The following is a 12319-nucleotide window of genomic DNA, read 5'->3' on the forward strand; positions in this document are numbered from 1 at the left end:
TGCTCAGTCTTGAGCAGGCAGCGCCCGCCGTCCTCACTAGCGTCGCAGTGAGGGAGGAGGCCCATGGAGCACGACGAGCGCGTGACGGAGACGGTCATCCGCCTGCTGGCCGAGGTGCTGCCCGGCGGTGCGGAGCTGACCCCCGACGCTTCACTCAAGGACAGCGGACTCGACTCGATCTCCGCGGTACGGGTGTGGTTCGAGATCCAGCGGGAGTTCTCGCTGGACCTCCCCGTCGAGCGGCTGGGCGGCTGCGCGACGCCGGCCGAGCTGGCCGCGCGGATCGCCGAGCTGGCCGGCACGGCGGAGCACGACACCCCCAGGACCGGCGGGGCGATCAGTGCCGCCCCCGGCGACCGGCACGAGCCGTTCCCCCTGACGCCCCTGCAACAGGCGTACGTCATGGGCGCGGACGAGGACGCCACCCCCGACCCGGTCGGCTGCCAGGTCTACCGCGAGTTCGAGGTGCCCGGCGTGGACCCCGACCGCCTGCGCGCGGCCTGGCAGCGCGTCGTCGACCACCACGACGCCCTGCGCCTGGAGCTGGGCGAGGACGGCACCCAGCGGATCCTGGAGCACGCCCCCTCCTGGGACCTGCCGGTGGACGAGCCCGGCGCCCGCGAACGCCTCGCGCACCGGCGTTACGAGCCCGGCGTCTGGCCGCCGTTCGCCGTCGAGGTCACCACGCCCGGGACCGTGCACTTCGGCATCGACGCGAGCGTGACCGACGGCCGCGGGCTCGACGTGCTGCTGCGCGACTGGTGGCGCTGCTACCGCGACCCCGGCCACGAGCCGGCGGAGAGCGGCCTGTCCGTCCGCGACTGTCTGCTGGCCCTGGACGCCCAGCGGCGCGGCCCCCGCCACCAGGAGGACCTGGACTACTGGCGGGAACGCCTGGCCGACCTGCCGCCCGGCCCCGCCGCCGGCGTGCCCGACGGGTCGCCGCGCTCCGCGCTGACCGGCTCGCTGACCGCCGCCCAGTGGGGCGCCCTGCGCGCCAGGGCCGCCGAGCTGGACGTCTCGCCGACCGCCCTGGTGCTGACCCTGTTCGCCGAGACGGTCGGCAGGGGCGAGGACTGCTCCCTGGCCGTGACCACGACCGGCCGGGCCTGGCTCCCGCGCGAGGTGGACGAGGTGGTCGGGCCGTTCACCGGCACCGCCGTGTTCGCCGCCGAGAGCACGCTCGGCGAGCCGCTCCCGGAGGCGGTCCAGGAGGTGCACCGGCGGCTGTGGCGCGACCTCGGCCACGCGGGCGTCCCCGGCGTGACCGTCATGCGGGAGCTGCGCGAGCGCACCGCGCTGCCCGTCGTCTTCACCAGCCTGCTGGACGCCCGGCCGGACGAGGCCGTGCCGCCGGTGACGTACGCGCTGAGCCAGACCTCCGGCGTCGCGCTCGACCACCAGATGTGGGAGCACGACGGCGAGCTGCGGGTGCGCTGGGACCTGGTGCCCGGCTGCTTCGCGCCCGGCGAGCCCGAGACCCTGTTCGCCCGCTTCACCAACGCGCTGCGCGCCCTGGCCGTCGACACCGGCGAGGAGGAGATCCGGCCGCTCAACGAGCTGCAGAAGGCGTACTACGTGGCCCGCGCGGGCGGCTCGCACCCGTACGACGGCTGCCAGGTCCACCACAGCTTCCACGTCCGCGACCTGGACCGGGACCGGCTCGGACGGGCCTGGCTGCGCCTGGTGGCCGCGCACGACGCGCTGCGCTCGGAGGTCACCCACGACGGGACGCTGCGGGTCAGACCGCACGCGCCGGAGAACTGGGACATCCCCGAGATCCCCGGCGCCGAGCCCGGGGAGACGGCCGCGGAGATGGCCGGGCGGGCGTTCCCTCTCGGCCGCTGGCCGCACTGGGAGCTGCGGGTCAGCGGCGAGACGGTGCACGCGGCCGTCGACCTCGCCGTGCTGGACGGCCGGAGCATCCACATCGTGCTGCGCGAGCTGTTCAGGCTGTACGCCGACCCGTCCGCCGAGCCGCGGCCGCCCGCCGAGGCCCCGGCCGCCCCGGAGCGTCCGCGTGAAGGGGGTTACTGGGACGAGCGGTTCCGCGACCTGCCGCCGGGGCCCGAGGTGGCCACCACGCCCGCGCGCCGCGTCCGGCTGAGCGGCAGCGTCGCCGCGGTGTCCGACGAGACCGTCTTCGCCGCCCTGGCCGGCGCGCTGCGCGGGCGCTTCGCCGATCCGTTCAGCGTGTCCGTGGTGCGCTGGACCGCCGAGTCCGAGCCGCGGCGTCCCGGCGAGCACACCGCCCTGAGCTGGGTCACCGACGCGGAGTCCTACCCTGACCGGATCGCCGCCGACGCCGCGAACGGCGCCCTGACCGGCCTGGCCACGCTGCGCGGCCACGTCATGAAGGAGCGCCGCCGCCGCGCCTACGCCTTCCCCGTCGTCTACACCAGCACCCTCGACCTGACCGAGCACCCCCTGCCGGACGGCGTCGAGGCCGGGCCCTGGATGACCTACACCCCGGACGTCGCGCTCGACTGCATCGTCATCAGGGAGGGCGACCGGCTGCACTACCACTGGGACGCGCTGGAGCCGGAGTTCCCCGACCTCGCCGAGCTGTTCGCGGCCTTCGAGGACCGGCTGCGCCCCGCGCACCGGCTGTTCGAGCGGCAGGCCGCCGCCCGTCCCGACGCGGTCGCACTGCGGCACGCCGGCGGGACCATGACGTACGGGGAGCTGAACCGGCGCGCCAACGCCGTCGCCTGGCGGCTGAAGGAGCTGGACGTGGGGCCGGGGACGGTGGTCGCCGTGCGCCTGTGCCGCGGGCCCGACATGGTGGCCGCCGTCCTCGGGATACACAAGGCGGGCGGCGCCTACCTGCCGGTGGAGCCGTCCCTGCCCGACGAGCGGGCCGCCGTCATGCTGGACGACGCCGCCGCCGGGATCGTGCTCACCTGCGCGGGGACGCCCGGCTGGGCCGTGCCCGAGGGCGTGCGCGCCGTCGAGCTGGACGCCGGCGGCGACGACCGCGGCGACCCGCCCCTCGCCGGCACCGTGGACGATCTCGCGTACGTGATCTTCACCTCGGGCAGCACCGGCAAGCCCAAGGGCGTCGAGGTCAGCCACCGGCCGCTGCTCAACCTGCTCGACTGGTGCTACCGCACGTTCGACTTCGACGCCTCCGACGTCGGGCTCTGCGTCACCTCGCTCGGCTTCGACCTGTCGGTGTTCGACATCTTCGGCCTGCTCGGCCGGGGCGCCTCGCTCTACATCGCCGACGAGGGCCAGCAGCGCGACCCCGAACTGCTGCTGGACGTGCTCATCGACGAGCCGATCACGTTCTGGAACTCCGCGCCCACCACGCTCAATCAGCTCGCCCCGCTGCTGGCCGAGCGGCAGGGCGGGGAGGGCACCGGCGACCTGCGGCTGGTCTTCCTCAGCGGCGACTACACGCCGCTGCCGCTGCCCGACGCCGTGCGCGCGACCTTCCCGCGGGCGCGGGTGGTCAGCCTGGGCGGCGCCACCGAGGCCACCGTCTGGTCGAACTGGTTCGAGGTGGGCGAGGTCGACCCGTCGTGGCGGAGCATCCCGTACGGGCGGCCGATCGACGACGCCGTCTACTACATCCTCGACGAGGACCGGCGGCCCTGCCCCGAAGGCGAGGAGGGCGACCTGTTCATCGGCGGCAGGTGCCTGAGCCTCGGCTACCGCAACCAGCCCGAGCTGACCGCCGAGCGGTTCGTGCCGGACCCGTTCGCGGGCGGGCGCATGTACCTGACCGGCGACCGGGCCGCGCTGCTGCCCGACGGGAACATCACGTTCCTCGGGCGGGCCGACAACCAGGTGAAGATCCGCGGGTTCCGCGTGGAGCTCGGCGAGATCGAGCACCGGCTGCGGCAGCATCCGGGCGTGCGGGACGTCGTCGTCCTGGCCCGCGACGACCGGTCGGGAGAGCGGAAGCTGGTCGCGTACGTGATGGCCGAGGGCGCGGAGCCGGACGTGGGGGAGCTGCGGGCGCACGCGGCCGGGACGCTGCCGGCGTACATGGTGCCCAACCACGTGGCGTTCGTCAGCACGTTCCCGGCCACCGCCAACGGCAAGCTGGACCGGGACGCGCTTCCGTGGCCGCTCACCGACCGCGCCCCCGAGCCGGAACCGGAGCCGGAGCCCGAGCCCGAGGTGGCGGGGCGGACGGTGACGGAGATCGCCGAGCTGTTCGCCGAGCTGATCGGGGTCGAGGAGGTCGATCCCGGCCAGGACCTGTGGGACCAGGGCGTCACCTCCTTCACCATGGTCCAGGTCTCCAAGGCGCTGCGGAAGCGGTACGGCAGGCGGGTGCCGGTGGCGCTGCTGCTGGAGAACCCGACCGTCACCGGCATCGCCACCGTCGTCGGCGCCCCCACCGGCGAGCCCGCGCCGAAGAAGCCTGCGACGGAGAAGCCCGCCACCGGGAAGCCCGTCGAGCAGCCTGTGAAGGCCGACGTCGAGGCGGACGGGCCCGGGGAGGTCGACTTCTTCTCGCCCGAGGACCGGGAGGCGTTCAAGGCGGGGCGATGGAACCTGCGCCCGCTGGAGCCCGACGCCAGCCTCATCCGCCTCGACCGCCTGGGCGTGCCCGAGGAGCACTACAACTGGCGGGCCAGCGTGCGCGACTTCGCGCCCGGCTCGCTGCCGTACCGGTCGTTGTGCCGGCTGCTCGGGCTGCTGCGCGAACGGCGGCTCGGCGACCGCGCGCGCCACCTGTACCCGTCGGCCGGTGACACCTACGCCGTGCAGGCGTACCTGCACGTCGCCAAGGGCGCGATCAGCGGCGTCGCCGAGGGGATCTACTACTACAACCCGGTCGAGCACGCCCTCCAGCTCGTGAACGGCCGCCCCCAGCTCGACCGTACGGCCCACTTCGTCTACAACCGCGACCTTTACGACCGCGCCGGCTTCAGCCTCTACCTGATCGGCCAGACCAAGGGCATCGAGCCCCTGTACGGCGAGCAGAGCCTGCGCTACCTGACCCTGGAGGCGGGCTACCTCGGCCAGCTCCTGATGACCGGCCAGGCGGCCTGCGGCATCGGGCTCTGCCCCATCGGCGAGGTCGCCTTCGACCAGGTGCGCGACCAGTTCGACCTGGACGACGGCCACCGCTTCCTCCAGGCGTTCCTGGGCGGCCCGGCCGAGTACGCGACCGGCGACGCCACCCCCGTGTTCGCCACCCCCGTGCTCTCCACCCGGGAATCGGAACCGGCCCCCCGCACCGAGCCGGCCCGGCGGGGGGAGGCGGCGCCCGAGGAGCGGGCGGCCGGGCTCGCCGTGATCGGCATGGCCGGCCGCTACCCCGGCGCCGACGACCTGGACGGCTTCTGGCGCAACCTCAGCACCGGCGCCCGCAGCCTGGGCCCGAGCCCGAGGGGCGAGCGTCCCGGCGGCTACCTGGAGCACATCGACCGCTTCGACAGCCTGCTCTTCCACGTCTCGCCGAAGGAGGCCGCGACGCTCGACCCGCAGCTCCGGCTCCTGCTGCACAGCGTCTGGGAGTGCCTGGAGCACGCCGGTCACACCCCCGATTCCCTGCACGCGACGGCGCCCAGGGTGGGCGTCTTCGTCGGCTCGATGTGGCACGACTACCAGCACGCGGGGGCCGCCGCCTGGCGCGCGGGCGGCCCGGCCGTGGTCTCGGCGACCGCGTCCGACATGGTCAACCGCGTCTCGTACTTCTTCGGCTTCACCGGGCCGAGCATCGCCGTGGACACGTCGTGCTCGTCCACGCTGACCGCCCTGCACCTGGCCGCCCAGGCCATCCGTACGGGCGACTGCGACGCGGCCGTGGTCGCGGGCGTCAACCTGCTCGCCGACCCCTACCACGCCGGGCTGCTGGCCGGCCTCGGCCTGCTGGCCGAGGAGGCCGGCGCCGCCGCCTTCGACCCCGACCGGCCCGGCTGGACGGTCGGCGAGGGCGTCGGCTCCTTCCTGCTGCGGCCCGTCGCGGACGCCGTCCGGGCAGGGGACGCCGTCCACGGCGTGGTCGAGGCCACCTGGGTGGCGCACACCGGGCGTACCGGGCGGTTCACCGCGCCGAGCGCCGACGCCATGGCGGCGTCCATGCGCCACGCCCTGGAGCGGGCCGGCGCCGGGCCCGGCGACGTCTCCTACGTCGAGTGCGCGGCGGCCGGAGCCGCCCTGGCCGACGCGGCCGAGGCCGAGGCGCTGGCCGAGGTCTTCGGCGAGCGGTCCGAGCCCGTCGCGGCGGGCACGCTCAAGCCGAACATCGGCCATCTGGAAGCCGCGTCCGGCGCCTCCCAGCTCGCCAAGGTGCTGCTGCAGCTCCGGCACGGACGGCTGGCGCCCACTCTGCTCGCCGAGCCGCCCACCGACGCGGTCGCCGTGCCGGAGCAGCCGCAGCCGTGGACCGGCGAGCGGCGGGCGCTGATCAACGCCTTCGGGGCGACCGGCACGCACGCCCACGCCGTCGTCCGCGCGCCCCTTCCCGAGGAGACCCCGGGCAGCGCGGCCGAGGACGGAGGGGAGCACGCCGTCCTGGTGTCCGCCGCGACCGAGGAGCGGCTGGTGACCGCCGCCCGCCGCCTGGCCGAGACCGGGGAGCGGGACGTGCGCCGGATCGCCCACACCACCCAGACCGGGCGCGCCGCCCTCGCGCACCGGCTCGCCGTCGTCTGCCGTGACGCGGCCGGACTGCGGGAGGGGCTGGAGGCGTTCGCGGCGGGCAGGACGCATCCGTCCGTGCTCGCCGGAGGCTCCGGCGGGCGTCCGACCGGCGCGGAGGCCGAGGCGGCGGCCGCCTGGGTGGCCGGTCAGGACGTCGACTGGGCCCGGTTCTGGCCGGAGCCGCCCGGACGGGTCGCGCTGCCCGCCTACCCGTTCGAGGCCGAGCCGTACTGGATCGAACGGGCGGAGCCGGTCGCGTCGGAGGCCGCCGCCGGGGACATGGAGGACTACCTCAAGGGCGTCTACGCCGAGGTCTCGGGCATCGACGCCGACCGGCTGGGGACGCGGGTGCCGCTGGAGCAGTACGGGCTGACGTCGTCCCAGATCGTGGAGCTCAACGCGCGGCTGGAGCGGGACCTGGGCGAGCGGTCGCGCACGCTCTTCTTCGAGCACAAGGACCTGGCCGGGGTCGCCGCCGCGCTGTCCGCCAGAACCCCCGCCCCGCCGACGCCCCGGCCCCACCGCTCCACCGACAACCCTGACAAAGCCGCCGACACCGCCGATGACGGCGCGATCGCCGTCATCGGGATCGCCGGGCGTTACCCCGACGCCCCGGACCTGGGCACGTTCTGGGAGAACCTGGCCGCCGGGCGGCACTCGCTCTCCCGCGTCCCCGCCGACAGGACGCGCGACGGCTGGCCCGTGGACCTCATGTGGGGCGGCTTCCTAGACGGCGTCACCGACTTCGACCCGCTGCTGTTCGGCATCACCCCGCGCGACGCGGCCCTCATGGACCCGCAGGAGCGCGTCTTCCTGGAGGTCACCTGGGAGGCCCTGGAGGACGCGGGCTACCCCCGCACCCGCCTGCGCGACCGGCACGGTTCGAACGTCGCCGTCTACGCGGGCGTGATGTACAACGAGTACCCCTTCTTCGGCGTCGAGCAGAGCCTGCGCGGCACGCCCCAGGACACCGGCGCGACCCTCGGCGGCGTGGCCAACCGCGTCTCCTACCACCTGGACCTCAAGGGGCCCAGCATGTCGGTCGACACGATGTGCTCGTCGTCGCTGGCCGCGCTGCACCTCGCGGTCCGGTCGCTGCGCCAGGGGGAGTGCGAGCTGGCGATCGCCGGCGGCGTCAACCTCAACCTGCATCCGAACAAGTTCGTCCAGCACGCCCGCATGCGGCTCACCGCCGGCGACCGGCGCTGCCACAGCTTCGGGGCGGGCGGCGACGGCTTCGTGCCCGCCGAGGGCGCCGGGGTCGTCCTGCTCAAGCCGCTGTCCAGGGCCAAGGCGGACGGCGACCGCATCCACGCCGTGATCAGGGGAACCGCCGTCGTGCACTCGGGCCGGACGAACGGCTGGGTGGTGCCGAGCCCCGTCGAGGAGGGCGAGCTCGTCGGCCGCGCGCTCGCCGACGCGGGCGTGGACCCCGCCGGGATCGGCTACCTGGAATGCCACGGCGCGGGCACCGCGCTCGGCGACCCCATCGAGATCAACGCCCTCATGCGGGTGTTCGGGCAGGTGGGGGCGGCGCCGGGGAGCATCCCGATCGGGTCGGTCAAGTCCAACCTCGGGCACGTCGAGTCGGGCGCCGGCATCGCCGGGCTTACCAAGATCGTGCTTCAGCTCCGGCACCGGCGGCTCGTGCCCTCCCTGCACGCCGACGAGCTCAACCCGGACATCGCCTGGGACGAGATCCCCTTCCGCGTGCAGCGCGAGGCGGCCGACTGGCCCGAGGGGCCCGGCGGCGCGCCCCGGCGGGCGGGCCTCAGCTCGTTCGGCGCCGGCGGGACGATCGCCCACGCGGTAATCGAAGAGGCCCCACCCACCGCGACCGGCACGCCCGCCTCGACCGCCGTCACCGGCACGCCCGCCTCGACCGGCACGCCCGCCGCGATCGGCACGCCCGCCGCGCCCGACGACGGACCGCAGCTGATCGTGCTGTCGGCCCACGACGAGCGGCGGCTGCGGGCCATGGCGGGCCGGCTGGCCGCCCATCTGCGCGCGACGCCCGAGAGCCTCGCCGACGTCGCCCACACCCTCCGCATCGGACGGGAACCGCTGCGCGAACGGCTCGCCCTGGTCGTCGCGGACGTGGCGGAGCTGTGCGAACGGCTGGAGCGGTTCGCCCGGTCGGAGCCCGCCGACGTCCTGCGCGGCCGGACACGTCCCGGCGCCCCGCCGTCCGGGCGGGCCGGCGCCCAGCTGTCCGGACGGCCCGGCGACCTGCTGGAGCTGGGGCGGCACTGGGTGGACGGCGGCCACGTGGACTGGACGCCGCCGCCGGGCGCGCGGCTGGTGGGGCTGCCGTCGTACCCGTTCGACCGGATGCGGTGCTGGCCGTTCGAACCCGCCTCCGGTGACCGGGAGCCCGCTTCCGGCGTCCCGGGGTCGGCTGTCGCTGACCGGGAGCCCGCCGTCGCTGACCGGGAGCCCGCCGTCGATGACCGGGGACCGGCCGTCGCCGAGACGCCGCTCTTTGAGCGGACCTGGGCGCCGTCCGGGCAGCCTGCCCACGACCCCGGGACGTTCGGCGACGGGATCGTGGTGTGCCTGTTCGGCGACGCCTCCGAGGAGCTGGCGCGCTCGCTCGGCGACCAGGTCGTGCCCGTGGGCGCGGGCGACCCCGTCCCGGAGGAGTTCACCGGCTGGATCGACCTGCGCGACCTGGGCGAGGCCGACCCGGCGGGCGAGCTGGACCGGCTCGCCGTGCTGCGGGACGCCCTGGCCCGGCGCCGCCAGCTCCGGATCCTGCACGTCACCAGCGGCCTGCTGGACCTCGGCGGCGCGTCGCCGAGCCTGGCGGGGGCGCGGATGGCGGGGTTCGTGCGGATGCTCGCCGCCGAGTACCCGGCGGTCACGGCCACCGTGCTGGACAGCGACCGGCCCACGGCCGCGCAGATCCGCGCCGAATGGGCGGCCGCCGAGCCGTACGGGGAGGTCTGTTACCGCGACGGCGAGCGGTTCCGTCCCGATCTGCGGGAGTTGTCCGCGCCGTACGCCGAGCCGCGGCTCGACCCCGCGGCCGTCTACGTCGTGAGCGGCGGCACCAGGGGGCTGGGCGCGCTGGTGGCCCGCCACCTGGCCGATCGCGGCGCGCGCCGGCTCGCCCTGCTCGGCGCGCGTCCGCTGCCGCCGCGCGAGCAGTGGGACGGCTCCGGCGAGGAGGCCGTCGCCACCGTCCTCGACCTGGAACGCGCCGGCTGCCGGGTGGTCGTGCACACCGGGCCGCCGTCCGGGGTGGCCGCCTTCCTGGACGGCGTGCGGCGCGAGCTGGGCCCGATCGGCGGCGTCGTCCACTGCGCGGGACGCTCCAGCCAGGGCCGTCCGTCGCTGGCCCACAAGTCCGAGGACGACCTGCGGGCCGTTCTCACGCCCAAGGCCGACCTCCTGGAGGCGCTGGACGAGGCGTGCGCCGGGGACCGTCCGGCCTTCTTCGTCACCTTCTCCTCCGTGTGCGCCGCCGTGCCCGCGCTGGCCGCCGGGGTGGCCGACTACGCGGCCGCCAACGCCTTCCTCGACTACTGCACCGGGGTCAGGCGGCGGTCCGGGCGGACCGAGTTCCGGTCGGTCGACTGGCCGCAGTGGCGGGAGTCCGGCGGGGCGCGCGGCAGGCCGAACGTCGGTGAGGCCGTCGGGCTCGCGTCGCTCGGTGACCGGGAGGGGCTGCGGGTGCTGGACCGGGTGATCGGGTTGCCGCGCGGCGCGACCGTGCTGCCGTGCCCGCCGTCCGGCGCGTCCGTGGACGTCCCGGCGCTGATCCGGCTCCCCGAGCGGGCGGACCACCGCCCGGCCCCCGCCCGCCCGGCTCCCGAGCCGGCGCGGACCGGTGGACCCGACTGGCTGGCCGTGCTGTTCTCCGAGACGATCGGCATCCCCGTGGACGCTCTGGACCCGACGGCGGAGTTCGGGGACCTCGGCGTCGAGTCGGTGATGCTGGCCGAGCTGGTGCAGCGCATCGAGGAACGGCTCGGGGAGAGCCTGGAACCGTCGCTGCTGCTCGACTACCCGACGCTGGAGCAGCTCCGCGACCGCCTGGGCGTCCCGGAGCCGGACGCCGACCGCGTGGACGCCCCCGAGCCGACCGCCGACCGTCCGGACGTCCCCGAGCCGACCGCCGTTCCCCCGGACGCCCCCGAGACGGGCGTCCCCGAGACGGGCGCGCGGGAGGAGGGCCGGGAGAGTGCGCCGGGCGGCGCCTCCGGGTCTGCCCTTCCGGGCGCCGAGGATCGCAGGATCGCGATCATCGGCATGGCCTGCCGGTTCCCCGGCGCCCCGGACGTGGCCGCGTTCTGGAGGAACCTCACCGAGGGCCGGTGCGACGTGCGCGAGGTGCCCGCCTCCCGCTGGGACCACCGCGAGCTGTACTCGCCCGAACCGGCCCTCGGCCGCAGCATCAGCAAGTGGGGCGGCTTCGTCGACGGCATCGAGGACTTCGACAACGACTACTTCGGCCTGGGCGAGGACGAGGCCCGCGCCCTCGACCCGGCCATCCGCATGTTCCTGGAGTGCTGCGCGGCCTGCCTGGCCGACGCCGGTTACGACCCCGCCGAGCTGCGCGGACGCCGGGCCGGCGTGTTCGCCGGAGCCCGCATGTCCGACTACGGGCGCCGGGTCGGCGTCCGGCCGGGCGGGCTGGCCTCCGACCAGAACTTCATCGCGGCCAGGGTCGCACACCACTTCGACCTGCGCGGCCCCAACCTCGTCGTGGACAGCGCCTGCTCCTCCTCGCTGGTCGGCGTGCAGCTCGCCGCGCAGAGCCTGCTCGCCGGGGAGGCCGAGGTCGCCCTGGCGGGCGGGGTGGAGGTGCTCCTGGACGAGAACGACTACCTCCAGCTCAGCGCGGCCAAGGCGCTGTCGCCCACCGGACGGTGTCACACGTTCGACGAGCGCGCCGACGGGTTCGTGCCGGGGGAGGGGTGCGGGGTCGTCCTGCTCAAGCCGCTGCGCGCGGCGCTGGCCGACGGCGACCGGGTGCACGCGGTCATCGAGGCGGTCGCGGTGAACAACGACGGCCGCACCATGGGCGTCACGACGCCCAACCCCGAGGCCCAGGCCGACGTGGTCCGCCGGGCGCTGGCGGCGGCCGGCCGCACGCCGGGCGAGATCGGCCTGATCGAGGCGCACGGCACCGGCACGCTGATCGGCGACCCCATCGAGCTGCGCGCCCTGACGCGGGTGTTCGCCGAGGGCGGCGGCGACCCGGGAACGTGCGCGATCGGCAGCGTGAAGACCAACATCGGGCACACGCTCAGCGCGGCCGGGATCGCCGGGTTGATCAAGGCGGCGCTGGCCGTCGAGCACGGGCGGATCCCGCCGACGTTGTCCTGCGAACGCCCCAACCCGCGCTTCGACTTCGCCGCCTCGCCCTTCGAGCCCGCCACCGAGCCGCGGGACTGGCCCTCGCCCAGGGTCGCGGGCGTGAGCTCGTTCGGGCTCGGCGGCACCAACGCGCACCTCGTGCTGAGCGAGCCGGACCCGCCGCCGGGCGTGCGGCCGGAACGCGAGCCCGCCCCCGCGCCGGTCTTCCGGCGCAGGCGCCTGTGGCTGGAACGCGACCCGGCCCCGGCCCGTGACACGGCGCGTGATCCGGGCCGTGACCCGGTTCCGGCCGGCGCCTCCGGCACCGGCACCGGTCCCGATCCCGGTCCGCCGGACGACGCCAGCTCGCTGCTCGACCTGAACATCACCACGGGGAGGCGCTGACTCC

At 75.5% G+C, this 12319-nt stretch carries 1 protein-coding gene; it reads left to right on the forward strand.

The window, feature by feature from the left end:
* Positions 1–63 precede the first annotated feature (63 nt).
* On the forward strand, positions 64–12315 hold the full coding sequence (locus AB0J46_RS28465; protein ID WP_364337103.1) for an amino acid adenylation domain-containing protein: 12252 nt from the start codon (positions 64–66) through the stop codon (positions 12313–12315).
* The last annotated feature ends 4 nt before the right edge of the window (positions 12316–12319 follow it).

Source organism: Nonomuraea sp. NPDC049758, assembly GCF_040674635.1.
Taxonomy (GTDB): Bacteria; Actinomycetota; Actinomycetes; order Streptosporangiales; family Streptosporangiaceae; genus Nonomuraea.